Here is a 25,898-nt window from a genome sequence, read left to right on the forward strand (position 1 = left end):
GCCTCGGCGTGCTCTGGCCGCCGTGCTGAACCCCAGTATCGATCGCGGCGGGTCAGTGAACCCAGGGCCAAGAGACCTCGACCGAAAGGCTCAATGTCCCACGCAGTCACCGGAACTACCGACCCCAGCGTGGAAGCGGCCGCAGGGTGCGGAGCTCTGGAGGGCGGTGCAGTAGTTGCGAGAGATCAACGCGCACAATGCACTCGGGGAGACTGCCGACCTCTGCAGCGGTCGCCGCCAGCTAGCTCGCGCGCTCGGCTGAACAAACAGCCACCCTGCTCACCGCGTGATCACTGACGCACCGTTTCAACAGCCGCACAATGTTTCTCGCGCACTCGGATTCCGAAGTCGTGCGCTGCCGCACCAGCCTGCGCGATCAGGTGCCGGGGGTACCTGAGCTGTCTGGGATGGGATTGTCGATGAGTCGGATGCCGGAGACGAGCGTGGGTTCGATCTCGATCACTCCGTCCATCGGTGAACCGATCCACGGTTGGAGCAGCTGCTCGTAGCGGGTGATCCGGGTGGGATCGGTGACGGGGCGGGCGATGCCGGTGATTACCACCGACCAGCCGGTTCGGCGGTGGATGTCGATGTCGTCGGCCTCGTAGGCCACCACGACCCCGGATCGGCTCTGCACGGCGGTGGAGAATTGCGAGGCGAGCCGGGTGCGGACGATGAGAAGGCCGTCGTCGAGTAGATGGTTGACCGGACGGATGGCCGGCAGTGCGTCGCGGGTGTAGACCACGCGCCCGAACGGTGCTCGCGCGAGCAGTTCGAGGGCCTGTTCGCGCGTCAATTCGACCAGTCTGGAGTCGGTTCGGCCGACGATGGGGGAGCCGCTCACCGTCGCGCGCCTCGTCCGATGCTGGGGTGACCGGCTGGGCGGGAATGCCGTTGACAGATGGCGAATCCCACCATGGCGGTCGGTCCGCATGGTCCCACGTGCTGCCCTATCCGTTCGCGTGTGCTTACCTCGATGCTGATCGATCCACTTCACCAGGTTCGCAGAATTTCCCGTCAGGGCCGAAGGTCGCCAGCGGACGGGACCAAGTACTCCTGCGCCAGGGCGGCGCGAGGTTGTCGCGGCAGGTTCGCTGCGCCGAAGCCGGATCATGGTGTGCCGAAGGTCCTTTTGGTTGGAGTATCGAGGCCCTGTCCGGTCGGAACGGATTCACTCATCCTTCGACCATGGGATCTGAGACTCACGGTGCGTCCGCCGAAAGCGTCGTCGGCACCCGAGCGGTGCAGGCGCCAGTCATTGTCGGCATCGACGGATCGGAGGTGGCGGTGCGCGCGGCGTACTGGGCCGCCGTCGAAGCCGACGCGCGGCGGGTGCCGCTGCAGTTGGTCCACGTGGCCACACACGACGAGATCAGCTTGGCGGGCCTGGATCTGGTGCTGGCCGCTCGCCAAGCGGTGACAGAGCGGTGGGTGCGCACCTGCGAGCGCCCGGCGCCCGCGATCGAGCCCCTGGTGCTGGCCGGAGACCCGGCCGCCCGGTTGACCGAGCTGTCAGAGGCCGCGACACTGCTGGTGCTCGGAGACCGCCGCCCCGGACCGCTGGCCGGATTGCTGTGTGGCTCGGTGGCGGCGATGCTCGCGGGCGCGTCGCGGTGCCCGATCGCCCTGATACGACCGTTGCGCAATGCCGCGTCCGCGGTCGGTCCGGTGCTCGTCGCGGTCGAGCACACGGGTTCGCGGGCGGTGGCCGCCGCATTCCGTGCGGCCGCGACCCGCCACAGCTCCCTCGTGGTGGCCGACATGCGTCGCCGCGCTGTGGCTGAGGGCGATCTCGATGCGGTCGTCGCTGGCTTGCAACGGCAGTTCCCGGCTGTGTCCGTACAGTGTGTGGCGGTCGCCGGTGATCGCCACGCGGCGCTCGAACGCCTCAGCGTCACCGCCCAACTGCTGGTGATCGGCCGTGATGGGGATCGGAAACTCCGGACACACCTGAACCCGATGCTGCACCTGGCGCTGCACCACACGCAATGCCCGGTGCTTGTGCTGCCCGAGGACAGCCCAGCCGCCGACGGCGCCGGCCACCTCCGCAACGACCGGCCCACAGCACTTCCCGCCTTCGGATGAACCCCGGTCGGACTTGATGAACGGAGCCTGTCATTGGGAGCACCGAACTGGATGCGCGCGCGCCGGGCGCGCTGGACAGCCATCCCTGGGCATGGCGCACGAGCCCATCGATGAGCCGGGGCCGGACGAGTTGCACGTCAGGCGAGGTGTCGATGGATCAGCATGTGACGATCGTCCTTCCGAGAGCGGCACTATGCCCGTCGTGCCGGTGGGCATGCGCGGCGAGACTGGAGTCATGACCGACAGCACTGCGACTCCCGCCTCCTCCGTGCCGGATATGCCCACCCTGCTGGCGGCGCTGCGGCTGGCCGTCCGCGCTCCCTCGGTGCACAACACCCAGCCGTGGCGCTGGGAGTTCGACGGCGCCCGGCTGCACCTGTTCCGCGACGACGATCGGCTGTTGACCGCCGCCGACCCGCAGGGACGCCAGCTCGTCATCAGCTGCGGCGCCGTCTTGCACCATCTGCGCACCGCACTGGCCGCGCGCGGCTGGCACACCGACACCCAGCGCGTGCCCGTGCCCACGCGCCCCGACCTTTTGGCCACGATCACCTTCCGGCCGTGGCCCGACCCGCCGCCGGGGGTCCTGACCCGCGCCGCGGCCATCGAGCGCCGCCGCACCGACCGGCTGCCGCTGTCCCCGCCACCTGGCTTCGACGAGCTGGTGCACACCGCGCGGATGCTGCTCAGCCCGCACGAGGTCGAGCTCGACGTCCTCGACGACAGCGCCCGCCCGCTGTTGGCGGCCGCTTCCGAGCACGCCAAGGCCAACCGCCGCTACGACATGGATTATCAGACCGAATTGCATTGGTGGGCCGGGCATTCCGAGACCACAGAAGGGGTGCCCGTCGACGCGCTGGCCTCCGATGCCGAAGCCTCGCACGTGCCGATCGCCCGCAAGTTCCCGTCCGCACCGCATTCCGAGCGCCGCGGTGACATCGACGACCAAGCCGCTTTGCTGGTGCTCAGTTCGTCCGGGCACACCCCCGCCGACTGGCTGCACGTCGGCGAGGCCCTGTCCGCGCTGCTGCTGGAGTGCGCCTCGGCCGGGTTGGCGAGCTGCGCGCTGACCCACATCACCGAACTGCCCTCGGCGCGGGAATCGATACAGTCGGTGCTCGCCAGCGCGGCCATCCCGCAGGTCGTCATTCGAGTGGGCGCAGCTCCCGCCGAAACCACCCCACCCGCGTCGACGCCGCGGCGACCGGTGGAGGAGATCCTCACCATCCGCGACGCCCCGCGGGCGGCTGAAAGATCGTCCGGCAACGCCGACAACAGCGCTGGGAGCGATTGCTCTGGGCTGAAGTAGCAGTGGAACCGGCTCGAAGCGGACTACTACAGCTGTGGCGAGTCGAGTTCGCTGACCAGCCAGCGGCCGAGGACGTTGTCGATGGTGGCGGTCATGGTGATGTGCTGGGGCTGGGGCTCGGGGCTGTTCGCATTGGCCCGTACCTGGCTCATGGTGATCAGAACCTTCTGGCGCAGCAGGTCACCGCCGACCGAGCCGCACTCGGCCCATTCGACCCACGCACGCACCTGCGCCTGCTGCATGGCCTGACGCAGTTCTGGTGCCGCCCCGGCGAATTCCGCCGCGAACGTGCCGGTGCTGCGCTCCAGAACACGCTGGAAATAGCCGTCCAGCGCGGTGTGATCATAGGCGCCGACCTCCCGGGCGAAATCGCAGGCGGCCAGCCGCGCGTCCTCCGCGGGCCACGCCGCAGCCGTCGGCGCCGAGACCACGGCAGCCGCAGCAGCGGCTGTCACCAACGCGCCCAAAACCAAAGTGCGAGACACGAAATCCTCTTTCGATCGGGACGCGCACTGGTGCCCGTCCGAGGCTGTCACTGTATCGAGCCGCCACGACACGCGACATGTCCGAATCCAACGGACCGAGCTCACTCATCCGATCACCCCATGTCGATCGACGCCGGGTGCGGTTGGGCGCGCAGCAGCCAGACCAGGAAGGTGCCGGTGAACGCTGCCATGGTCGCGGCCATGGCGAGCCCGCCGAGAACTCCGATGGCGACGGTGAGGGCGGCGGGTTGCCCGGGCTGCCACAACGGTGTGGTCACCGCGGTCAGGACCGTCAGTCCGGCAAGCCAGGCCACGGCGGTCGCCGCGATCCAGCCGCCGGCATCGGTGAGGTGGCGGCGCAATACCAGCCATTGCGCCGTGCCCATCGCCGACACCATCACTGCTGCTCCGGCGGCGATCGCGGGCACGACCAGCAGGGGCGGCCACCCGGCCAGGCCGTTGGTGAGCATCGGCACCATTCCCAGCGACCAAGCCACCACCGCGCCCAGCATGGTCGCCAGAATCCAGTCCCGCCGCGCCAATCCAGGTATGACCGAGGCGAGCACATGTCCCTGGAACCAACCCAGTATCGCTCCTTCGGCCGCTCCCGCGACGAGTAGGGCAGCGGCCGCGAGCAGTGTCGTGGTTCGCGCGGCCGCGACTCCGGCCACGGCGGGCACGGCGAATCCCAGCAGTTCACCGACGGTGACCAGGGCGAACCAGCGCCGCCACAACCGTCGGCCTACTGCCGACGCCGCCGGTGCAGCGTCGACAGCCTCGTCCAGGGTCATCACGACAAGTGGATCGGTCCCCTCGGCAGGGGTCTGGGGAAACCCGGTGCGGTAGAGCTCCCATGTCGCGGCGTAGTCGGTGTGGCCGGGGAAGAGGACCCGGCCGGTGCCGGTCATCCAGCGTTGGTCGATCCACACCGACATCGGAGCGGGGTCGCTGAAGTTGCGCCACCACGTCTTGGTGGCTGCGCGGCCTACTCGCACCAGCACCCGATCGCCGTGTCGGACGTAGGCCACCGGAAGCGCGATCGGGCGCCCCGAGCGCCGCCCGAGATAGCGCAGCTCGGTGATTCTGCGCGCCAGCCGACCGGCGAGCGGTGAGCGCAGCGTCGTGAGCATTGCCGAGGCGCCCCAGCTCGGGGTTCGATATCCGGTGACATGGACCATAGCCATCGATCCTGCCGGTGCCGGGTCGGGCGCGACAGGATCCAAAGCAACCATCAGCCAGGACTTTCGGACACCGAACACATCGCACACCGCCCCGCAGCGTCGGCAGTTCGAGCGAGGCGCGGTGTGGGCCTCGAGCGGGGACGACACCGACCGTCAGCCGCCGCGGGGTGACACCCGGCAGGTCGGCGACAGAGTTGCTCGCCGGTGAAGGTGCTCATTCGGGCAATAAGTCCCTCGAGGTGGGGCATCCCGGCCCTGGATGTCCGCTGCTCAACCGGCGCATGCTTCAGGCGGGCATCCCCGGGCAGCGGCCTCCACCGTCGCCACCCGGCGGACGATGGCGGCAAGCGCTGCCAGAAGCGGGTGCCCAATGTGAGTCCTGTTCGGCAGCAAAGGAATCCGGTAATGGACGACGTTGTGATCGGCTTGGCCTCGCTGCGCGGACGCGACGCCGACCGCGCGGGTGCCAAGGCAGCGACTTTGGCCGGCTTGGCAGCCTCGGGGCTGGCGGTGCCGACCGGGTTCGTCATCACCGGCGCCGTCTACGACCAGGTGGTCGCCGCCGGGCCGATCGGTGCGGAATTGCGGCAGCTTTACCTCGAGGCGCTGGGAACCGACGACGAAACCACCCAGTTCGAGCTGCTGTGTTCCCGAATGCAGAACCTGGTACGCGAGGCCGTCATCGAGGGTCCGGTCCGTGCGGCGATCCTGGCCGCCTATGAGCAACTCGGTGCCGACAGCCCGGTCGCGGTCCGGCCGTCACCGATCGCCGCCGACGCTGCCCGACCCAGTGTGGCGGCATTGACGCCGTCGCGCATCGGTGTCGAAGGCCCAGCCGCCTTGCTCGACGCGGTGGTCGAGAGCTGGGCTTGCCAGTTCAACGGCGCGGTGCTCGCGCGCCGGCTCGGCAAAGACATTCCGCAGGGCCCGCCGCCCAGCATGGCGGTGCTGGTGCAGACCATGGTCGACACCCGCGTCTCCGGTGTAGCGTTCACCGCCGATCCGGCCACCGGCCGACGCGACCGCGTAGTCATCGACGCCGTGCCGGGGCCCAGCGCCGCTCTCACGCGCGCCGATGCCCGCCCCGACACCTACACCTTCGACAGCGAAGGCCCCACCCTGCTCCACGTACGACCCTGGCCCGCCGCGCCCATCGAGACCAGTTTCCAACGCCCCAACGGGGTGCTCACCGCGCAGGCCGCCGTCGCTGTCGCCGAACTCGCACTGTCGGCGAGCGCGCGGCTCGGCGGCACACCCCAGGACGTCGAATGGGCCTTCGACGAGAACACACTGTGGCTGCTGCGTGCCCGACCGATCACCCTGCTGCCCGACCCACACCACACCTCGACGAACAGCGCGACACCCTAACCGACATCCAGCGGACCGAGCGCCTCGACCGGCTGGCTGGACGTCGCCTCGAAGGCGAAGGCGAGGTCGTCGAATGCGATGGGGCACCTCCCTTTCCGCTGCGGGCGGGATGCCTGCCGCGTTCGGCGTCGAGCCGCGCCCCAGGAAGCCTTCTTCGAGTCCCTGGACGCCATCGAGGACCTCACCCGAACCCCACGCGCACAGTACTTCTCGCTCTACCTCGGGTAGGCGAGACGAGCTCAGCGATTTCTGCAACGAATGGAGAATGACATGCTCTCGGCGACCGCGACGGAGATCATCCGCGCCACGCTACCCGCGGTAGGTGCGGCCATCGACGACATCACGACGCTGTTCTACCGCAAGATGTTCGCCGCTCATCCCGAACTCGAACGCGACCTGTTCAATCGCGGCAACCAGAACCAAGGCGGGCAGCAGAAGGCGCTCGCCGGCGCCATCGCGGCCTTCGCCGCGCTGCAACTGGAACCCGATCAGGAACGCGTCGACCTCATCTTGTCGCGAATCGCGAACAAGCACGCCTCGCTGGGCGTCGAACCTGCCCAGTACCAGATCGTGCACAAGCACCTGTTCGAAGCAATTGCCGAAGTCCTCGGCGACGCCGTCACCGCCGAGGTCGCCGCGGCATGGGACGAGCTGTACTGGCTGATGGCCGAGACGCTGATTTCGATGGAAGCCGGGCTCTACCGGTCGGCGGGCGTCGAGGCGGGCGACGTCTGGCGGAAGGTGGTCGTGCGCGAGCGGCGCCAGGAATCCGCTGACGCGGTCTCCTTCGTGCTCACCTCGCTCGACGGCGCGCCGCTGCCGTCGTTCTCGCCGGGGCAGTACCTTTCGGTGGGTGTGCATCTGGAAGACGGTGCGCGCCAGATCCGGCAATACAGTTTGTCCTCGGCGCCTTCGAGTGGGGATTGGCGCATCACCGTCAAGCGGGTCGATGCCCACCCGCTGCCCGACGGTGCGATCGCCCCGGCCGGAGAAGTGTCGAACTTCTTGTATCGCAACGTGTTCGAAGGCGACGTCCTCGATGTCACCACCCCGTTCGGTGATCTGGTCCTGCAAGACGACGACGCGCCGCTGCTGCTGATCTCCGCCGGTATCGGATGCACCCCGATGATGGGCATGCTCAGCCACCTCGCCGACACCGCCGACCCGCGCTCGATCTCGGTGATCCATGCCGATCGAGCGCCCGCCAGCCACGCCCACCGCGCCGAGCTTGCCGAGCTCGTCGACCGGCTGCCACTGGCGGTCATGCACCGCTGGTACGAGGACCTCGGCGCCCGCCGCCCCGAGAACGGGCTGCGGGAAGGCCGCGCCGACCTCGCAGAGATCACCATCGCCGAAGGCACCCACGTATACCTTTGCGGGCCACTGCCTTTCATGCTCGGCATGCGCGAAGCGCTCCTGGGCAAGGGCGTAGCGGCGCAGAACATCCACTACGAGGTCTTCGGTCCCGACAGCTGGGCCGCCGCCCCGGCCTAGCCGATATCCGAGCGAGCACAGGGCCTCCCGTCCCCACCGACGGCGAGGCCCATGCCACATAGACCGGCCGACTGCTCGCGGTCGTCGCCGACCAGACCGGCCGCGTATGCGCGCCTCGTGCCGGGGCGGGCATCGGCTACGACCTATGACGCGATGCTTCGGTGACGGTGACCTTGTTCGGGTGGGTACCGTGCCGCCGGCGTGGCGCCGGGATGCCAGAATGCTGGGTATGCAAGGTCCATCGTCCGACGTCGGCTCCGACGACAGGTCTCCGGTGCTCGGAACGCTGGCCCAGTCGCGGTTGCGGGAGCTGCTGGGCGAGGTTCAGGACCGCATCGCCGAGATCGTCGGTGTGCGTGACCAGATGGACCGGCTCATCGAGGCGATGCTGGTCGTCACCGCCGGGTTGGACCTGGACAACACGTTGCGGACGATCGTGCACACCGCCATCGAGCTGGTCGATGCCCGCTACGGCGCGCTCGGTGTCCGCGAGACCGACAAGAACTCCCACCAGCTGGCCGAGTTCGTCTACGAAGGCATCGATGACCGCACCCGCGTGCTGATCGGTGATCTGCCGCGCGGGCACGGGGTGCTGGGGTTGCTGTTCGAACAGCCCAAACCGATTCGCCTGGCCGATATGTCCGCCCATCCGTCCTCGGTGGGCTTCCCCGCCAACCACCCGCCGATGAAGACCTTCCTCGGCGTCCCGGTCCAGGTCCGCGACGAGATCTTCGGCAACCTGTATCTCACCGAGAAGGCCGGCGGCCAGGAATTCACCGAAGACGACGAGGTCGTCGTCCAAGCGTTGGCCGCCGCGGCGGGCATCGCCATCGCCAACGCCCGCCTCTACGAACAGTCCCGCATCCGCCAGCAGTGGCTGGAAGCCACTCAGGATGTGGCGGCGGTTGTGCTGGCCGGCGGGGACCCGGACGACGTTCTCGAACTGATCACCGCACGCGCGTTGACGGTGACCGGATCGGCCTGCGCCTATCTCGCCTTGCCCGAGGATCCGGATATGCCGTCGGAGGACGTCGTCGAACTGGTCGTGGTCTCGGCGGCCGGTCTCGACGCTCGAGAACTCCTCGGGCAACGTATTCCGGTGCACGGCTCCAACACCGGTGCGGCCTTCCGCGACGAGCCCCGTGATTTCGCAGATGAACCGAGCGGTGCGCCGGAGTTGGATTTGCCGGGAAGGTTCGGTCCGGTACTGACTTTGCCGCTGCGCGCGGGACAGTCGGTCATCGGCGTCTTGGGCATCGGACGTTCGGCCGAGATGCCGCCGTTGGATGCCGCGGGGCAGATGATGATGGCAGGTTTCGCAAACCAGGCAGCACTGGCGTTGGAGCTGGCCAACACCCAGCGCCGGATGCGGGAACTCGACGTGGTCTCCGAACGGGACCGCATCGCCCGCGACCTGCACGACCATGTCATCCAGCGGTTGTTCGCCGTCGGATTGTCGCTGCAGGGAACCGCGCAGCGCGCCCGCGCCCCCGAGGTCAAGGCCCGGCTCATCGACACCATCAACGACGTGCAAACCATCGTCCAGGACATCCGGCACTCGATCTTCGATCTGCACTCCAGCACCGCCGCCGAAGCACCGATCCTGCGCAAACGCCTGCACGCCGTGGTCGCGGAAATGACCGCCGACACCGACCTGCGCACCTCCATCCGACTGGCCGGACCGGTGTCGGTACTCGGCCCCGCCATGTTCGACGACCTGGAAGCGGTGCTGCGGGAGGCATTGAGCAACGTGGTGCGCCACGCCCAGGCCAGCGCGGTGTCGGTAAAACTCGCCATCGGCGACGATGTCGTTCTCGAAATCGCCGACAACGGCATCGGCTTGCCCGGCGAGATTTCCCGCCGCAGCGGGTTGGCGAACATGGCCGCGCGCACTCACGACGCCGGCGGCAGCTTCAGCGCCGGACGAGGTCCCAGCGGCGGTACCGTCATCCGGTGGTCGGTACCGCTGCCCGCCGTATCGAGCAACAACGCCGGTATACCGCAACCCGCGACACCGGACGACACTACTGATCGGTGATCCGACGAGGCCGGATGAAGCTCCGAGCCGGAACCGTGGTCGGCATCGGTGGGACGCCCGGCAGTCGGGTCGAGCTGCTCCGAACAGCCATGACGCGCCGCGGGCCCCGCGTGTGACGTTGGGCCTCATACTTCGAGCCGATGTCCTCCTCCGGCCACGGTTTGCCGCACCGCACGCTGGTAGCGGTACTCGCTGAGCGGGCGAGCGGCGAACGGAGGAGCCGTGGACGTAGTCGAAGACACGCAGTTGGCGGGCCGAATCGCCGCGGTGCTGAACCGCCACGGGGTGGTCGGCGCCGCGGTCGGTGTCGTGCGCGCTGGGCGGATGGAGTTCGTCGGACACGGCCGGGCGGACATCGAGACGCAGCGACCGATCATCGAGGACACGATCTTCCGGATCGCCTCGATAACCAAGACGTTCACCGCGATCGCGGTGATGCAGCTGTGGGAACGGGGGCTGATCGATCTCGACGGTCCGGCCAACGACTACCTGCGCGCCTATCGCCTGGTGTCCACCGATCCGCGGTTCGGTCCGGTGACGATTCGCCATCTGCTGACCCACACCTCCGGGGTCGGGGAGACGGTCCATCCACTGCGCGTGCTCGGACCCGATTTCGGCGAAAGCGTCGCACCGGGTACCCCGGTTCCGCCGTTGAGCGTGTATTACCGGGGCGGGCTGCGAGTCAGTGCCGAACCGGGCACGCGGTGGACCTACACCAACCACGGGTTCGCCACCCTGGGCCAGATCGTCGCCGACGTCTCCGGCGTCGCCCTGGCCGAATACCTGCGCGAGCATGTCTTCTCGCCGCTGGGTATGTCCGCGACCACCCTCACGCCACCGGGGCCGGGGCTGGACCGGGCCACCGGATACACCCTGCGAGCACACGGCCCCGAGGCGGTCACCCACCGCGAGATGATCACCGCCGGCGCGGCGTCGATCTACTCCACCCCGCGTGACATGGGCCGGTATGTGACCGCTCTGCTCGGCGGTGGACGCAACGAGTACGGGGCGGTCCTGCGACCCGACACCCTCGCACTGATGTTCGCTCCGCAGTACCAGCCCGATTCCCGGGTGCCGGGTATGGGCTTGGGGTTCTTCCGCGGGTCCGCCGGTGGTCACCGCGTGGTGGAGCATCAGGGCATTCTGCCCGGATTCGACTCTCAGATCTGGTTGGCGCCCGACGACGGAGTGGGACTGATGGCCTTCGTCACCGGCGGACACCAGGCGATGCTCTGGCTGCCCGCCGAGACCTCTTCGCTGCTGCACGGACTGCTCGGCGCCGCCGAACCGGCGATCCGCCACGATGTCGCACACCACCCGGAGGTCTGGTCACAGATCTGCGGCTATTACACACTCTCGGGATCACCGACCGATGTTCGCGCGAGGTCGATGGTCGGATTGGGCGTCGACGTGCGGATCACCGGTGGGCTGCCGGTGCTGCGGGTGCTGACTCCGATTCCCGCGCTGCTGCGTGGGCTGCGGTTGTATCCCGACGATGCCGACGACCCTTTCGCCTTCCGGATCGACTTGGCCCGGTGGGGTCTCGGAACGGGCAGGATTGTGTTCGGACGCGAGGCCCGTACCGGGAGGATGGCGATGCACTTCGACCTGATGCCGCTGACTCTGCGCAAGACCGCGTCTCTGTCGCCGATGCGCCCGAAGAAGGTGTCACGATGACCGAGGCCGCTATCTCGATCACAGCCTTGACGAAATCGTTCGGTGCGGCCAAAGCCCTCGACGGCTTGGACCTGACCGTGCGGACGGGGGAGATCCACGGGTTTCTGGGGCCCAACGGTTCGGGCAAGACGACCACGATCCGGATCCTGCTGGGGCTGCTGCGCGCGGACTCCGGAACGGTGCGCATGCTCGGTGGCGATCCGTGGACCGACGCGGTCGCGCTACACGCTCGCCTGGCTTATGTGCCCGGCGAGGTCATCTTGTGGCCGGGCATCACCGGTGGCGAGGTCATCGATCTGATGGGGCGCCTGCGCGGCGGCATCGACCCGCGGCGTCGTGACGAACTGCTGGACAGGTTCGACCTCGATCCCCGGCAGAAGGCGCGTGCCTATTCCAAAGGCAACCGGCAGAAGGTCGCGCTCGTCGCGGCGCTGGCTTCGGACGCGGAATTGCTGCTGCTCGATGAACCGACTGTCGGCTTGGATCCGCTGAAGGAGGCGGAGTTCCAGCGCTGCATCGCCGAAATCAAGCAGGAGGGCAGGACCGTGCTGCTGTCGAGCCACATCCTCGCCGAGGTGGAGGCGTTGTGTGACCGGGTGAGCATCATCCGCCACGGACGAACGGTGGAATCCGGGACGCTCTCCGAGCTGCGGCATTTGACCCGTACTGTCATCACCGTCGAAACCATTAGGGCTGCAACGGATCTGGAGTCGGCCCCAGGCGTGCACGATCTCGTCCGCAACGGGACACGGACCAAGTTCGCGGTCGACGCCGCGCACCTCGATACCGTTATGCGGATACTGGCCGACCTCGGCGTACGCAGCCTCACCAGCACACCACCCACGGTCGAGGACATCTTCTTGCGTCACTACGCGCCCACCCCGGCGCGAGTAGCAGGGGAGAGGTCGTGAACGCCGTCGTGACGTCACGGACGCCGATGCGGGACAACACTTCCGGTGTGGGGACGTTGTTGCGGTTCGCGCTGTGGCGAGAACGATTGTCGCTGCCGTGCTGGCTGCTCGGCGTGGGCGCGTTGGTCGCTTTCCAGTCCCTGGGCAGTCAGCGCTTCTACGACACGCCGCAGAAGCTCGCCCAGCTGCGCGAGACGATCGGCGCGAGCGCGGCCACCGTCGCCATGGGCGGACCGACCCGGCTGCTGGACACGATCGGCGGCGAAATCGTGTTCGAGATCTTCGCCTACCTGGCGATCGTGGTCGCGTTGATGAACATGTTCCTCGTCGGACGGCACACTCGCTCGGATGAGGAAACCGGGCGAGCGGAACTGCTGCGTTCGGCGCGGGTGGGGCGCTGGGCTCCTACCATTGCCTCGCTCGCGTTGGCCGGCCTGGCCGATATCGCCGTGGCACTGGCGGTCTTCGCGGCCGCGGTGGGTACCGGCCTCCCGGTTGCTGGGTCGCTGCTGCTCGGGGTCGTCACCGCGGGAGTCGGTATCACCTTCGCCGCTGTCACCGCCGTCGCCGCGCAGGTCTTCGAAAACCCGCGCAGTGTTTACGGTGCGGTCGGGCTCGCTCTGGCGGCCGCGTATGTGGCACGTGCCGTGGGCGATGTCGGCAACGGTGTGGCCTCCTGGACTTCCCCGATCGGATGGGGTCAGCGCAGTTACCCGTACGCGGGCGACCGGTGGTGGACGGTGCTGCTGTTCGCCGCCGCGACCGCGACGCTGACCGCTGTCGCGTTCCTGCTGCTCGATCGGCGTGATTTCGGCGCGGGCCTGTTCGGGTACGCCACGGGGCGCCCTAACGCGTCGTGGGCGCTGCGGTCACCGCTCGGTTTGGCGTGGCGGCTGCAACGCGGGTCGCTGGCGGGGTGGACGGTAGGTGTTTTCGCCTTGGGTGCGGCCTACGGCTCGTTCGCCGACAGTATCGAGGACTTCCTCACAGACAATCCGGAAATCGCCGCCTACCTTCCCGGCGGCGCCACTCGAGCGGTGGATTCCTATCTGTCACTGACTGTTTCGATCATCGCGCTGCTCTCCGCCGCGTTCGGTATCACCAGTGTGTTGCGGGCCCGTGGGGAGGAGACCGCGGGTCGCGCGGAGCCGATCCTGGCCGCACCGGTGAGCCGAGCGCACTGGCTGACCAGCCACCTCGCCGTCGCGGTGGTCGGCGGTGGGTTCGTGCTGGCCTGTGGCGGCTTCGGCGTCGGGCTGTCCTATGGTCTGACGATCGCCGACGCCGTCCAGCCGCTCCGTATGACCGGGGTGGCGCTCGTCTACCTGCCCGCCGTCTGGTCGATCGTCGCGATCGCGACAGTCTGCTGCGGCTGGTTCCCGAAAGCGGCTGTCCCGCTGGCGTGGACGGTCTTCGCCTACTGCGCGGTGGCCCTCTTGTTCACGGCCGCCTTCGACCTACCCGACTGGTTCGACGAGGCTTCGCCCTTCACACACACTCCGAAGGCGCCGCTCGAATCGGTCACTGCCGCACCGTTACTTCTCGTCACCGCGATCGCCGCGGCCGGGCTTGGAGTTGGGTTCGCCGGGTTCCGTCGCCGCGACACCGGGTTCTGACCGCGACGTGACAGAACTTTCAGGTCCTTGATCGCCGCAGCCGCCGCTATCAATCCAGGCGCCGGGAGAGTCGGTTCAGCAGCGCGGCCCCGGCGGTGGTCGCACCACAGCATCCTGGTGGGCGGCGCCCCGGGTATGGGAGGACGACGTCGACGCGTGGTCAAGGGTCTTCGGTCACCAGGCTGAGGCCCAACTCCGTCCCGGCCCGGTGAGTTCCTTCGTACGCTGAGAGGATGGCTGACGGAGGTGCATGGACATGATCAAGGTGTTTCTGGTGGACGACCACCACATCGTGCGTCGCGGGGTGGCCGATCTGATCGATGTCGAGTCCGATATGGAGGTCGTCGGGGAAGCGGGCAACATCTCCCAAGCTCTGGCGCGCATCCCGGCGCTGCAACCGGACGTCGCGGTGCTGGATGTTCGGTTGCCCGACGGCAACGGCATCGAGCTGTGTCGCGAGCTGCTCGACCAGCGGCCCGAGCTGCGTTGCCTGATGCTCACCTCGTTCACCGACGAGCAAGCCATGCTGGACGCGATCCTGGCCGGCGCCAGCGGCTATGTGGTCAAAGACATCGGAACGACCGACCTGGTCGATGCGATCCGCGATGTCGGCTCGGGCAAGTCACTGCTGGACAACCGGGCCGCGGCGGCGTTGATGGCAAAGTTGCGCGAAGAGGCCGAGGCCAAGACAGGTCCGCTGGCTGGGCTCACCGATCAGGAGCGCGTGCTGCTGGGACTGCTCGGTGAAGGGTTGACCAACCGGCAGATCGCGCAGCGAATGTTCTTGGCGGAGAAGACGGTGAAGAACTACGTGTCGCGGCTGCTGACGAAGCTCGGCGTGGAGCGGCGCACCCAGGCCGCGGTGCTGGCGTCGAAGCTCAACACCTCCGGTCCCCGGGACTGAGCGGCCGTGGTTACGTGGTCCCAGGCCGGCAGCTCGGACCGCAGCGGGAGCCGCACCACTGTCGAGCGTGAAAGGCCAAGGGGCGAAGGTGCTTCGGTCCCACTGATCGGGGACCAATGACCGGCGCGGGCGGGCGGACGTAGTTCCTACCCTTCGAGTAACCCGATGCCCGGATTCGAAGGGATGCGCTCATGTCCGCCCAGCACACCGTCAACCCGCACAAGCTGGCCTCGGCTCCGATCGTGGTGGGTGTCGACGGCTCCGACGCCTCTGATCTCGCGGTGTCTTGGGCCGCGGAGACCGCCATACGGCGCGGGCGTGCGCTGCGTCTCGTCCACGGCCTGAATCTCGCCGCGGCCCAGGCTGTTGTCGGCATGTACGACCTGATGGTGCCAGCCGTGGCTGCAACCCTGCGGGAGGACGGCGCCGCCATGCTGGCGACCGCGGCACGGCTGGCCCACCGCATCGATGCCGACCTGCGCGTGGAAACCGAACTCTCGCCCGCCCACCCGGCACGACTGCTGTGCGAGAAATCGCAGTCCGCGCACATGGTGGTGCTCGGTGCCGGGCACGGCGGCGAGATCGCCCACATCGGGTCGACACTGCTCGCGGTGACCGCCCACGGCCACGGCGACATCGTGGTTGTCCGCGACACCGGCAGCGACCAACGGACCCGAACCACCGGGCCGGTGGTGCTCGGCCTCGACGACAATCGGGTCAGCCAAGCCGCCGTCGCCGCAGCCTTCGCCGAAGCCGGTCTGCGCGGCACCACGCTCATCGCAGCCCACGCCGCCTCCGGCATCACCTTCCACCCGCGTGCCGACATCACCAGCGTCCTGCCGGCCCGTGAACTCGAAGCCGCCGCACAGCAGGTGCTCGCCGAAGGACTTGCGGGCTGGCAGGAGAAGTTCCCCGAGGTGCCGGTGACGCGCAAGGTATCGGTGGCATCACCGCGCAACCTGCTCACCGTGTTGTCGAAGTCCGCGCAGCTGGTCGTGGTCGGCAGCCGTGGGCGCGGCGGATTCCGTGGCCTGCTCCTCGGCTCCACCAGCAATTTCCTTGTCCAGCATGCTCATTGCCCGGTGATGGTCTCGCACGAGCGGTAGACCAGCAGGCCGCGGGCGGCCACCCGGCCAGGCGAGTAGCACAAAGCAGCACAGTGAGGAGGGCCGGAAGGGGCTGTTCTTCGCGGCCTCGATGCGGCGGCGTAGGTTGGCGAATTGGCGCGCCTGCATGATCAGGTGGGCGGGCTGGCCGAAGAGGAAGTCGGCGACCGCCGTCAGCGGACGCGGCACATCCCGTCCGACGGTGCGCACCACCAAGCGAGTGCGTCCGCCGGGCAACTCGGTCAGATGGAAACCCCACACACCCTGGGTGAACATCCGGGGGAGCGGTCCGCGCGGGTCGAAGGGGCGACCGCTGGGCAAGGTGAGGTCGCTGCGCAACACCAGCGTCCTCGGGCGATCGATGATCGCGACCGTGAAGTAGGTGCGTCCATCGGCTGTCGCATTGATCCGGTCACCCACCCGAAGCTCCTGCCACTCGGGCACTATCCGCGTCGAACTCGGCCAGCCACCGTTGTCGAGACGATCCCAGCTGTACCAGCCGGCGCGGTCGCGACCCATCTGGACCAGCCAGCGCCACAGGGCCTCCGGCGGGGCATCGAACGTCGTGGCCATGGTGGAGCGATCCGTGGGTTCAGGCACCAGCGTGTCACCGGGATACTCCGCGGCCACCTCCGCCGCGGTGGCGCCCCAGCGCAGCATCCGATACCGCAGCACCAACGCCGCTGCCCCGCTCATGGCCAATAGCGGAAAGGTCCATCGCATAGTCGTGCCTCCCGTCATGCGTCCTACATTCAGCTGATGAAGCCGCTCAGGGGCCAACAGGGCGGCCCACGCCGCAGACAACGAAGACACCAGCGGGCAGAACTATCGGCTGGTTCGTACGATGCGCGCGCCGACAAGCAGGGCGGTAACGGCAACGACGCCGACCGCCCCGCCGCCCCCACCGCCGGAGACGGCCGCGGCGGCGATCACGTGGTGCCGTCGCGCTCGACAGGCTCGGCGTACACCCGATGAACCGCCATGGCATCCCTGACCTAGGTGAGAACGTCTTCGACCTTCATCGTGCTCTACCCTCCGGTACGGGCTTCAACGGGCTGGGCCCGTCCCGTTTCAGTGTCCAACCGCGGCCCCACGACCGGCGAGAGTCGATCGGCCCTCGATAAAGGGAGGAATGGACACCTATAAGCCGTGAAGCGGTCGTAGAGAGCGTCGCGGTACGGAGATGCCGGGCACTACCGTCAGAATCGCAGCGCCGACCGTCGTGGCCGAAGGGCACCGAAGACGTTGTCTGGGCCGGTTCCATCGATGTGCGCCGCCCGTCGTGGTGCGAGTGGCTGCGGTCATTCGGGAATCCGTGACTGTGGTTCGGTCGGGACCGGGACGCGGGCTTGGGCGAGGCGGCGCAGGCGTTCGTGTTCGAGCCAGAACACCGCGACGCTGGTGATGAAGCAGATCGCGGTGGCGGTTGCGCCGAGGGCGACCCATTCGGTGGATCCGTATCCGGCTGCGGTGAGTGTGGATGCCAGGCCCACGACTCCGGCGATGAACAGCACGATGCCGGGGATGTTGTAGATGTCGGCGAGACTCTCTCCCGGCTTGGCGTGGTACGGCTGGCCGGATGTGTTGTCGCTCAAGGTAATTCCTCTGATATCGAGTTCGGGCGGGCCGCGGCTGGGGGAGGTGCCGCGGCCCGTGATCACCATGCCCGCCGAGGTGATCCCGTGATCAGAGTCCTTGGTCCCCGCGAGGACGGACCTCCGTCGGTATCGCGTCGCCGTTGGCGATAGACCAGCGCCACACGGATGACCGAGGATGGCCTGTGCCAGTGAGTCTGCGGACGCGGCGGTGGTCACAGTGTCCGTGTGCGGTGTGGCGTGACCGGCTTCGGGATGCCGGGGCGAGCTGGCTGCGATGGTGTCAGGCATGAACGGGCGAGAGTATCTCCGCGAGTGATCGGCGTGGAGTAAGTGGCGGCAGGTCGGTGGCGTCGGGAGCCTGCCCCACGCGCAGGATGACCTGGGGGTGGGCGGTGTCGTCGAGGGCGTCGTGTCGAAGCCGAAGGCGTTGGTCGGCGCTGTCGAGTGGCGCCGAGAGCGGGCAGGTGGCCAGTCCGATGTTGGTCGCCGTCAACAGCACCGCGCTCATGGCCTCTCCGGCACGCAGGTGTGCAAGCCGGTCATCGTTGGGAGTGGCCAGCAGAAGCAGGTCGGCGTGGTCTGGTTCGGCGATCTCATCGGCTGCGGCGGAGCCGGCCGGCGCATGTTCGGAGTGCGTAGACGTGGTCCAGTATGCCGCCGCGTTCTCGAGGTCGTACGGCCCCGGGCTGCCGAATGCAGAGTCGGCTGCCCAGCCTTGGGTGGTGGGTCGTGGCTCGAATGCCCGCGAACCGCCGCTACGGTCCCGGAGCAGGCGGATCATCGCGCCGAGGGCCGCGGCGCGCTCGGTCAACAGTCCGAGATACCCCGGCGGAGCGGTCCAGTCGCTGTAGAGCCTGCGGTCGCTGCGTCGGCGGGTGATCGCGGCGCTCATGGCGATGTCCTGGTTGGTGGGTCGCCGTGGCACCGCCGTGACGGCGGCGAGATGGTCGTCGTCATCCGGATTCGGCATCCGATGCACGATCGTCGCCCATCCGAGCGCGGCGAAGGCTACCGACAGGTGGTGCAATACTGCTCCGCAGCCGAGCAGCACATCACGTTCCTCGCCTGCGATCACGGGCCGCGATCGGCTCCGATCCAGATACAGGTGCATGCTGTTCGGGGTGATCTGCCAGCGCCAGGGCTGGCTGTTGCCTCTCGACGGCGCGCGCAGGGCCAGTGCCAAGGCGGTCGCGACGGTGTCGTCGTCCGGCAATGCACGGCGGTCCATGGGTGTCGTTGCCCTTCGTGGTCGAGTTGCGTTGTCTCCACGATCCCCCGCCGCGGCGTCGAACGGCAGGGCATGAGGACCCCTGATCAGCGGACTTCTGGAATTGCTGTGGACGAGATATCGACACTGAGCGCCATGCCGCTGAACACCGGTGCGCGAGCACGTCGCCACGGGTCTGTGCATCAGCTCGCGGCGTGTGGCAGCGGTACGCTACGCGATCAGCAGTCTCTGTCGTCGGCGACCCGGTCGGGATCCGGCGCGGGTGAGGTCGCGCGCACCCGCGCCACCGCGGTGGCCAGGCGTCGGCGGAGTTGGCGGGCGATGGGATCCCATGCACCACTTGTTGTTCGGCCGACAGCGGTGCGCGGGTCGGCTGCTTCGACGATGCTGTAGTCACCTTCGGCGCGCACGACGAGAGTGCAGCACGTCATCAGCCCGAGGCGGGGGTCGATATCGAGCGCTTGCGCGGCGAGTTCGGAATGGCAGGCGCTGAGGATGACGTAGTCGCCGATCTGCGTGCCGCCGCATGCGGCTGCGGCGCGCACGTCGAGTTCGTTGAGCACGGTGAAGCCGTGGTCGACGAGCGCCTCGCGGATCGCCGGTACGGTGTGGGAGACCGACGTCGCGACGGTGGCGGTCAAATCCGTTGGCGTGACGGGGATACGGATCTCGGTGACGAGGTCGTGGGCGCCGACCGCTTGCTCGGGGGAGACCAGATACACCTCGGTCGGTGGCCCGGTCGGCCGGTATTGTGCTGTGGCGAGCCAAGTTTCGAGCGCTCGGTAGGCGCGGGTGATCGTTTCGTAGCCGCCGCGGTGGACGGTGCGTGCGTACCAGCCGGGTTCGGCGGCTCGCATCGTGAGTCCCTCGCTGGTCGCCGCCGACGGGTCGCCCGCTTCGACAGGAAGCGTGAAATCGACCTCGACGGTGGTTCCGGGACGGAAGTCGCTGTGGTAGGTCGTCGACGGCGGACCCGCAGTGGTCAGTCCGGCGGCGGCCGCGAGAGTGTGGAGCGTCGTCATGCCGGTGCCGATGTCGTCTCCGGCATGGTCGGCGCGGATGGTGCGGTGCAGCTGCAGCACCGTATGGGCAACCGACTCGACTACCGCGACCTCGTAGGACGACATGACCGGCACTCCCTCAGCCATAGTGAGCGCCGCGCTCGAGTTCGATGCGAGCCAGCTGTTCGCCCCAGCGGCGGGCGCGGTCGGCCTCGCCGGCGGTGAGCGGCCCGGTCATCGCGTCGACCAGGAAATCGGTTGGCTCCCCGACGAGCTGGTAGCCCAGCCCGCGCAGGCGTCGTCCGATGCCGTGCGCCGCCGAGCCGGGCAGCCACCGCGGATGGGCGGCCTTGGTGCCGAACGCCGCCGCGTGGGCGCCCTCGGGGACCGGTAGCGCGCTGTCGAGCCATTCGCGGATCCCGGTTTCCACCGCGACGGGGGTGTTGGTGCGGGTGGCGGCGTCGCGGCGGGTGCGGGGCCAGCTGAGCCCGAAGACGTGGGTCGGGCCGCCGACCACCAGAAGATCCACCGTCGGCTCTGGCAGTTGAGCGGCGGTGGTGACATCGAGCAGCTCGACGGTGGCGTGGGCGCCCAGTCCCTCGGCGATCGCTTCCGCGATCGTCGCGGTGTTGCCGAACATCGACTCGTAAACCACGCGGGCTCTCATCGGGGTCTCCTTCACGCCTCGGGTTCTGCGGCTGTTCAGGATTCGACGCTACGGCGGCTGCCGCCTTCCCCGACAGTGCCGAACCGCCATCCGGTAAAGGACCTTCGTCGCCGAACCCCGCCGCGGCCAGGGAAGCGGGGCCGCTGGGCCCGCGCGCCGAGGACCTTCTTCTCTGCCCGATGGACTGGTCCGTGGGTGATGCTCGACCCATGGGCCACAGCACCAGGGACAAGCGGACGGTGACACGGTTCGAGTCATTTGCCTGGGGCCGCTGTTGGACAGTGGCGGCGAGTCTGTGGTCGCGACGGCCGTGGAATCCGAATCCGCTGCTACGCCCCGGCGACCGGCTCGACATCACGCTCCGGGTTTTCGCCGTACTTGCCGGGTTGCTCGCCGTGCCGATCGCGGGTGCGCTGGCCACCACGACCTACGCCGATGGCGCTCGCCAGGTCGCCGCACAGCGCGCGGTGGTCTCGCAGGCCGAGGCGTTGGTCATCACCGAGCCGGTGCAGACCGGGCCCGCCCGCTGGGAAGCGAGCGTGCGATGGACCGCGCGCAGCGCCGCGGTGAACGCCCGAATCGTCGTACCGCGCAACGTATCCCGCGGGCAATACCGCACCGTCTGGATCGGACCCGATGGCACCCCGATCGAAGAGCCCCGACGAGTGGCTTGAGATACCTCTCCGCGAGCACATCAATGATCGCGGCATCGAAAGGACAGGTCATGGCAACAGGCAATTCCGCACGCACAGTCGGATCGAACGCACCAGTGCTCGTCGCCGTCGACGGGTCGGCCAGTTCCTATCAGGCCGCGGCATGGGCCGCGGTCGAAGCGACCCTGCACGACTGTCGCCTACGCATCTTCACCTCGATGGCGATCCCCAGCGGATACGGTCCGGCAAACACCGTGACCGAAACCCACCTGGAGCCGCTGCGCGCCGAGGGCCAACGCATCGTCGCCGAAGCCACGCGGATCGCCCGCACCGCCGCCCCAGGCAAACACCTGCTCATCGATACCGAGGTCGGTTTCGACCTGGTCACCCCAACTCTGATCGAGCGCTCACATCAGGTGCGGATGCTGGTGGTAGGTAGCCGCGGAATCGGCGCGTTCCAGCGTGGACTGCTCGGCTCGGTCAGCACCGCGGTCACCCACCACGCGCGCTGCCCGGTCGCCGTCATCCACACCAGCGCCTCGATCGACCCGATCTCGGCCGAACAACCCGTCCTGGTCGGCGTCGACGGCACCGACAACAGCATGCCCGCGGTGAACCTGGCTTTCGAAGAAGCCGCTCGCCGCAAGGTGGAGCTCATAGCCTTGCACGCCTGGAGCGACACCAGCGGCCCGTCGCTGCCGGTCGACGGGTGGGACGCTGCCCGCGAGTCCGCGGCGGCGGTGCTCGCCGAGAGCCTGGCCGGCACCAGCGAACACTATCCCGAGGTCCGGGTCCGTCGTATCGTCACCGCCGACCGGCCCGTGCGGTCGTTGCTCGACGAATCCGCCCGCGCTCAGCTCGTCGTAGTGGGCAGCCACGGCCGCGGCGGCTTCGCCGGCATGCTGCTGGGCTCCACTAGCAACGCCCTGCTCCACTCGGTGGAAACGCCGTTCATCGTTGTCCGTGATCGCTGACATGAGGCAGCGGAAGGCGCGATGCGCTGCTCGGTCGTAAGGGTGCCCACCAGACGCCTGTCCGGTCAACGGGATTGCTTCGCGGGGTTGAGCAGGTGGGTGCGCGCGTACGCGATGGCGTCGGGGGTGTGTTCGAAGATCTGGGAGTCACCGCCCGGCGGGAGGGCGCCGATCGCAGCGAGGCGCCGGTGGTGGTCGTCGCGCAGACCGGACATGAGCACGGTGATGTGGTGGTGGTCGAGTTTGCCGATGGCGTCTTTGAGCACGAGAGCGCCGGTGGTGTCGAGAGCGGTGATGTGGGACATGCGCAGGATGACGACGCGGACGTCGGACACCTCGGCCAGTTCGAGGAGGAATCGGTGGGCCGCCGCGAAGAACAGCGGTCCGTCGATGCGGTAGGCCACGATGTGGTCGTGCAGTAGTCGGTGCTCCTCGGCGAGGTGGGTGACGTCTTCGGCCGGGGTATCGAGTGGAATCTGTTGCAGGCGGGCTTCTTTGGCGACGGCCCGCAGGGCGAGTACGACAGCGATGCCGACGCCGATGGCAACAGCGGCGACCAGGTCCATCACGACGGTGACGCCGAAGGTGACGGCCATGATCGCGGCGTCGCCCTTCGAGGCGCGGGCGATCGCCGAAAGGGACGCGGTTTCGACCATCCGCACGGTGGTGGCCAGCAGCACCCCGGCCAGTGCGGCCAGCGGTATGTCGGCGACCACGCCGGCGGCGGTGTAGATGATCGCGGCCAGCACGACGGCGTGGGTGAGCGCGGCCAGGCGGGTGCGGGCGCCGGAACGAACGTTCACCGCGGTGCGCGCGATCGCACCGGTGGCCGGCACGCCACCGAACATCGGCGCGGCGATATTGGCCAGCCCCTGCCCGAACAGTTCCCTGTCGGGATTGTGGCGGGCGCCGACGGCCATCGAGTCGGCCGCGGTCGCCGACAGCAGCGACTCCAGCGCGGCGAGCGCGGCCACCGCCAGCGCGGGGCCGATCAGGGAGCCCATCTGATCGAAGTGCACGAATCCGAGTGTGGGAGCGGCCAGTCCGGAGGGAATCTCGCCGATCGGAGTGAGTTCGAGGCCCCACACTCGCGCCGCGACGGTGGCGGCGGCCACCGCGATCAGCGCGACGGGCAGCTTCGGCAGGTACCGGCCGCCGGCCAGCACGACCGCCGCCACCAGCAGCGCCGTCGCGAGCGTCACATGGTGGGGGTGCGTAATGTACTGGCGCACTGCGTCGGAAGCCATCTGCCACACCTTCTCGCCGTCGGCGTGGGCGATACCGAGGGCGGAGGGAAACTGTTGCAGGGCGATGACGACAGCGATCCCGGCGGTGAAGCCCTCGATCACCGGGGCTGGCATGTAGCGCACTGCCCTGCCGACCCCGGCGACCGCGAGCACCACCAGCACGAGGCCGGCCAGCAGCCCCACGGCCAGCACCCCGCCCCCGCCATGCTGATGGAAGATCGGTACCAAGACCACTGTCATCGCCCCCGTCGGCCCGGACACCTGAAACCGGGACCCGCCGAAGACCGCCGCCACCGCGCCCGCGACGACAGCGGTCGCCAGACCAGCAGCCGCACCCAGGCCGGAGCTGATGCCGAAGCCGAGCGCCAACGGCAGGGCGACCAGAGCGACCATGAGCCCGGACAGCAGGTCAGCGCCGGGTGCGCGGACCGCCGGACTCCAGTCCGACCAGGATGGGAGAAGTGCGCGCACGCTCACCAGGCGGCGGCCAGACGCATTTTCAACCCCGCGAGTTGCTCGCGCAGCTGTTCGGGCAGCCGGTTGCCTCCGATGGTGGCGTACCACTCGTCGATGGAGGAGGTTTCGCGCACCCACTCCTCGATATCGACGGCCAACGCCTGCGCGGCAAGCTCCCGGTCCTTCTCGTCGAGGCCGGACAGATCCAGCGCGTCCGCGGTGGGCACGAACCCGATCGGAGTCCGCACCGCCTCCGCGGTGCCTTCGAGGCGGCCCAGCGCCCATTTCAACACGCGCACGTTGTCGCCGAAACCGGGCCACAGGAATTCGCCCTCCTGGCCGCGTCGGAACCAGTTGACCTGGAAGATCTTCGGAAGCTTCGCCGGATCGGCGGCGGCACCGAGCCGCAGCCAGTGCGCGAAATAGTCGCCGACGTGGTAGCCCAGGAACGGCAGCATCGCCATCGGATCGCGCCGGACGACTCCGACCGCTCCCGCCGCTGCCGCGGTGGTCTCCGACGACAACACGGATGCGGTGAACACCCCATGTTCCCAGTCGAAGGTCTCGCTCACCAGCGGTACGGTCGTCCTGCGGCGGCCGCCGAAAAAGATCGCCGAGATCGGCACCCCGGTCGGGTCGTTCCACTCCGGCGCCACCGACGGGCACTGCTCGATCGGGGTGCAATAGCGTGAATTCGGATGCGCGGCAGGGGTTTCCGATTCCGGGGTCCAGTCTTGGCCGTGCCAGTCGATCAAGTGCGCGGGCGGAGTGTCGGTCAATCCCTCCCACCACACATCGCCATCATCGGTGCGGGCGGTGTTGGTGAAGATCGAATTTCCGGCATCGATCGTGGCGATCGCGTTGGGGTTGGTATGTGCCCCAGTTCCAGGGGCGACACCGAAGAACCCTGCCTCCGGATTGACCGCGTACAACCGGCCGTCTGCGCCGAACCGCATCCAGGCGATGTCGTCACCGATCGTCTCCGCCCTCCAGTCGGCCAAGGCCGGCTCGAGCATCGCGAGGTTGGTCTTGCCGCACGAGGACGGGAATGCCGCGGCGATGTAGTGGGTCTTACCCTCGGGGGAAGTGAGTTTGAGGATCAGCATGTGCTCGGCCAGCCACCCCTCGTCGCGGCCGAGCACCGAGGCGATCCGCAGGGCGAAACACTTCTTGCCCAGCAGCGCGTTGCCGCCGTAACCGGAGCCGTAGCTCCAGATCTCCCGGCGTTCGGGAAAATGCGAGATGTACTTGGTCGTGTCACACGGCCACACCGCATCGACTTGGCCGGCACCCAATGGCGCGCCGACCGAATGCAGGCACTTCACGAAGTCCGTTCCCTCGATGAGCTCGTCCCACACCGGCGTGCCCGAACGGGTCATGATCCGCATCGACACCGCCACGTACTCCGAATCGGTAATCTGCACACCGTATTTCGGGTCTTCGGCATCCAACGGCCCCATGCAGAAGGCGATCACATACATCGTTCGCCCCGCCATCGCCCCGCGGTAGTGCTCGGTCATCACCGTGCGCATGTCCAGCGGGTCGACCCAGTTGTTGGTCGGACCCGCATCCTCGCGATTCTCGCAGCAGATGAAGGTGCGGTCCTCCACCCGCGCCACATCATCGGGGTCCGACGCGCACCAGAAGGAGTTCGGCTTCGCCTCGAGCGGCACGAGGGTGCCCTTCTCCACCAGCAGCCCGGTAAGCCGGTCCCACTCCGCTCGCGAGCCGTCGCAGAAGACGATGCGATCCGGCGCGGTCAGTTCGGCGACTTCGGCGACCCACGACAGGATGCCCTCGTGGTCGGTCGGCGCCTGCACGGTCGCGGCAATGCCGGGGTGATCGGTCACGACGAATCTCTCCTTCGAAAGCTGCTAGGTATTTATTTTAGAAAAACTGC

21 protein-coding genes and 1 pseudogene are annotated in these 25,898 nt (G+C 68.3%); 13 read left to right on the forward strand and 9 right to left on the reverse strand.

Going from position 1 to position 25,898, the window contains the following annotated elements; translation table 11 throughout:
* Positions 1-376: 376 nt before the first annotated feature.
* Positions 377-805: a pyridoxamine 5'-phosphate oxidase family protein gene (locus tag FB390_RS20595; RefSeq protein WP_246124325.1), complete on the reverse strand. Its 429-nt coding sequence runs from the start codon at positions 803-805 to the stop codon at positions 377-379.
* A 383-nt stretch (positions 806-1,188) separates the two neighbouring features.
* Between FB390_RS20595 and FB390_RS20600 the strand changes: the two genes are divergently transcribed.
* Together FB390_RS20600 and FB390_RS20605 are read left to right on the forward strand one after the other, a co-directional pair.
* Positions 1,189-2,085 carry a universal stress protein gene (locus FB390_RS20600; RefSeq protein WP_185757104.1) on the forward strand — a complete coding sequence of 299 codons (897 nt, stop codon included), beginning with the start codon at positions 1,189-1,191 and terminating at the stop codon, positions 2,083-2,085.
* Between the two features lie 235 nt (positions 2,086-2,320).
* Positions 2,321-3,394, forward strand: coding sequence for an Acg family FMN-binding oxidoreductase (locus FB390_RS20605; RefSeq protein WP_246124127.1), 1,074 nt, complete (start codon positions 2,321-2,323; stop codon positions 3,392-3,394).
* A 26-nt stretch (positions 3,395-3,420) separates the two neighbouring features.
* Here the strand turns inward: FB390_RS20605 and FB390_RS20610 are convergent, their stop codons facing one another.
* Positions 3,421-3,879, reverse strand: a complete 459-nt coding sequence (locus FB390_RS20610) for a hypothetical protein (RefSeq protein WP_141810406.1) — start codon at positions 3,877-3,879, stop codon at positions 3,421-3,423.
* 113 nt (positions 3,880-3,992) lie between these two features.
* Positions 3,993-5,063: a nitroreductase/quinone reductase family protein gene (locus FB390_RS20615; protein WP_246124128.1), complete on the reverse strand. Its 1,071-nt coding sequence runs from the start codon at positions 5,061-5,063 to the stop codon at positions 3,993-3,995.
* Positions 5,064-5,465: 402 nt separating this feature from the next.
* Between FB390_RS20615 and FB390_RS20620 the strand changes: the two genes are divergently transcribed.
* The 9 genes and pseudogenes from FB390_RS20620 (at position 5,466) to FB390_RS20660 (ending at position 16,174) form a co-directional block, all read left to right on the forward strand.
* Positions 5,466-6,428 (forward strand): PEP/pyruvate-binding domain-containing protein, encoded by a 963-nt coding sequence (locus FB390_RS20620; protein ID WP_141810407.1) that lies wholly within the window; start codon positions 5,466-5,468, stop codon positions 6,426-6,428.
* Between the two features lie 3 nt (positions 6,429-6,431).
* Positions 6,432-6,697, forward strand: a pseudogene (locus FB390_RS34875) (transcriptional regulator); the annotation flags it as partial.
* Position 6,698: 1 nt separating this feature from the next.
* Positions 6,699-7,922: a globin domain-containing protein gene (locus FB390_RS20630; protein ID WP_141810408.1), complete on the forward strand. Its 1,224-nt coding sequence runs from the start codon at positions 6,699-6,701 to the stop codon at positions 7,920-7,922.
* Between the two features lie 220 nt (positions 7,923-8,142).
* Positions 8,143-9,960: a sensor histidine kinase gene (locus tag FB390_RS20635; RefSeq protein WP_141810409.1), complete on the forward strand. Its 1,818-nt coding sequence runs from the start codon at positions 8,143-8,145 to the stop codon at positions 9,958-9,960.
* A gap of 222 nt (positions 9,961-10,182) precedes the next feature.
* Positions 10,183-11,637: a serine hydrolase domain-containing protein gene (locus FB390_RS20640; RefSeq protein WP_141810410.1), complete on the forward strand. Its 1,455-nt coding sequence runs from the start codon at positions 10,183-10,185 to the stop codon at positions 11,635-11,637.
* The gene (locus tag FB390_RS20645) at positions 11,634-12,548 is read left to right on the forward strand and encodes an ABC transporter ATP-binding protein (protein WP_141810411.1); all 915 of its coding nucleotides are present in this window, start codon (positions 11,634-11,636) and stop codon (positions 12,546-12,548) included. The genes FB390_RS20640 and FB390_RS20645 overlap by 4 nt, the downstream gene beginning before the upstream one ends.
* Positions 12,545-14,164, forward strand: coding sequence for an ABC transporter permease (locus FB390_RS20650; protein ID WP_141810412.1), 1,620 nt, complete (start codon positions 12,545-12,547; stop codon positions 14,162-14,164). Before FB390_RS20645 ends, FB390_RS20650 begins: the two co-directional genes overlap by 4 nt.
* Positions 14,165-14,420: 256 nt before the next feature.
* A complete protein-coding gene (locus FB390_RS20655; protein ID WP_141810413.1) occupies positions 14,421-15,068 on the forward strand; it encodes a response regulator transcription factor in 648 nt (215 codons plus the stop codon).
* A gap of 191 nt (positions 15,069-15,259) precedes the next feature.
* Positions 15,260-16,174 (forward strand): universal stress protein, encoded by a 915-nt coding sequence (locus tag FB390_RS20660; protein WP_141810414.1) that lies wholly within the window; start codon positions 15,260-15,262, stop codon positions 16,172-16,174.
* A gap of 1,301 nt (positions 16,175-17,475) precedes the next feature.
* Here FB390_RS20660 and FB390_RS20675 read toward each other — a convergent pair.
* The 4 genes from FB390_RS20675 to FB390_RS20690 form a co-directional block, all read right to left on the reverse strand.
* Positions 17,476-17,769: a hypothetical protein gene (locus FB390_RS20675; RefSeq protein ID WP_141810415.1), complete on the reverse strand. Its 294-nt coding sequence runs from the start codon at positions 17,767-17,769 to the stop codon at positions 17,476-17,478.
* A gap of 283 nt (positions 17,770-18,052) precedes the next feature.
* Positions 18,053-19,171 (reverse strand): nitroreductase family protein, encoded by a 1,119-nt coding sequence (locus tag FB390_RS20680; protein WP_246124130.1) that lies wholly within the window; start codon positions 19,169-19,171, stop codon positions 18,053-18,055.
* Positions 19,172-19,218: 47 nt separating this feature from the next.
* Complete coding sequence (locus tag FB390_RS20685) at positions 19,219-20,127, reverse strand: DUF302 domain-containing protein (protein ID WP_185757105.1); 909 nt, start codon at positions 20,125-20,127, stop codon at positions 19,219-19,221.
* 13 nt (positions 20,128-20,140) lie between these two features.
* Positions 20,141-20,668: a flavodoxin family protein gene (locus FB390_RS20690; RefSeq protein ID WP_141810417.1), complete on the reverse strand. Its 528-nt coding sequence runs from the start codon at positions 20,666-20,668 to the stop codon at positions 20,141-20,143.
* A gap of 281 nt (positions 20,669-20,949) precedes the next feature.
* Between FB390_RS20690 and FB390_RS20695 the strand changes: the two genes are divergently transcribed.
* Positions 20,950-21,342, forward strand: a complete 393-nt coding sequence (locus FB390_RS20695; protein WP_141810418.1) for a hypothetical protein — start codon at positions 20,950-20,952, stop codon at positions 21,340-21,342.
* Between the two features lie 50 nt (positions 21,343-21,392).
* Positions 21,393-22,295 carry a universal stress protein gene (locus tag FB390_RS20700; RefSeq protein WP_141810419.1) on the forward strand — a complete coding sequence of 301 codons (903 nt, stop codon included), beginning with the start codon at positions 21,393-21,395 and terminating at the stop codon, positions 22,293-22,295.
* Positions 22,296-22,360: 65 nt separating this feature from the next.
* Here the strand turns inward: FB390_RS20700 and FB390_RS20705 are convergent, their stop codons facing one another.
* Positions 22,361-24,022 carry a SulP family inorganic anion transporter gene (locus FB390_RS20705; protein ID WP_425465913.1) on the reverse strand — a complete coding sequence of 554 codons (1,662 nt, stop codon included), beginning with the start codon at positions 24,020-24,022 and terminating at the stop codon, positions 22,361-22,363.
* Positions 24,016-25,848, reverse strand: a complete 1,833-nt coding sequence (locus FB390_RS20710; RefSeq protein WP_141810421.1) for a phosphoenolpyruvate carboxykinase (GTP) — start codon at positions 25,846-25,848, stop codon at positions 24,016-24,018. Before FB390_RS20710 ends, FB390_RS20705 begins: the two co-directional genes overlap by 7 nt.
* Positions 25,849-25,898: the final 50 nt, after the last annotated feature.

It is taken from the genome of Nocardia bhagyanarayanae, from assembly GCF_006716565.1.
Taxonomy (GTDB): Bacteria; Actinomycetota; Actinomycetes; order Mycobacteriales; family Mycobacteriaceae; genus Nocardia; species Nocardia bhagyanarayanae.

Bases quoted from the DNA above. Each gene is read 5' to 3' on its own strand.
- FB390_RS20685 (WP_185757105.1), bottom strand. From the start codon at position 20,127: ATGTCGTCCTACGAGGTCGCGGTAGTCGAGTCGGTTGCCCATACGGTG.
- FB390_RS20655 (WP_141810413.1), top strand. From the start codon at position 14,421: ATGATCAAGGTGTTTCTGGTGGACGACCACCACATCGTGCGTCGCGGG.
- FB390_RS20605 (WP_246124127.1), top strand. From the start codon at position 2,321: ATGACCGACAGCACTGCGACTCCCGCCTCCTCCGTGCCGGATATGCCC.
- FB390_RS20600 (WP_185757104.1), top strand. From the start codon at position 1,189: ATGGGATCTGAGACTCACGGTGCGTCCGCCGAAAGCGTCGTCGGCACC.
- FB390_RS20630 (WP_141810408.1), top strand. From the start codon at position 6,699: ATGCTCTCGGCGACCGCGACGGAGATCATCCGCGCCACGCTACCCGCG.
- FB390_RS20615 (WP_246124128.1), bottom strand. From the start codon at position 5,063: ATGGCTATGGTCCATGTCACCGGATATCGAACCCCGAGCTGGGGCGCC.
- FB390_RS20645 (WP_141810411.1), top strand. From the start codon at position 11,634: ATGACCGAGGCCGCTATCTCGATCACAGCCTTGACGAAATCGTTCGGT.
- FB390_RS20690 (WP_141810417.1), bottom strand. From the start codon at position 20,668: ATGAGAGCCCGCGTGGTTTACGAGTCGATGTTCGGCAACACCGCGACG.
- FB390_RS20620 (WP_141810407.1), top strand. From the start codon at position 5,466: ATGGACGACGTTGTGATCGGCTTGGCCTCGCTGCGCGGACGCGACGCC.
- FB390_RS20700 (WP_141810419.1), top strand. From the start codon at position 21,393: ATGGCAACAGGCAATTCCGCACGCACAGTCGGATCGAACGCACCAGTG.
- FB390_RS20635 (WP_141810409.1), top strand. From the start codon at position 8,143: ATGCTGGGTATGCAAGGTCCATCGTCCGACGTCGGCTCCGACGACAGG.
- FB390_RS20660 (WP_141810414.1), top strand. From the start codon at position 15,260: ATGTCCGCCCAGCACACCGTCAACCCGCACAAGCTGGCCTCGGCTCCG.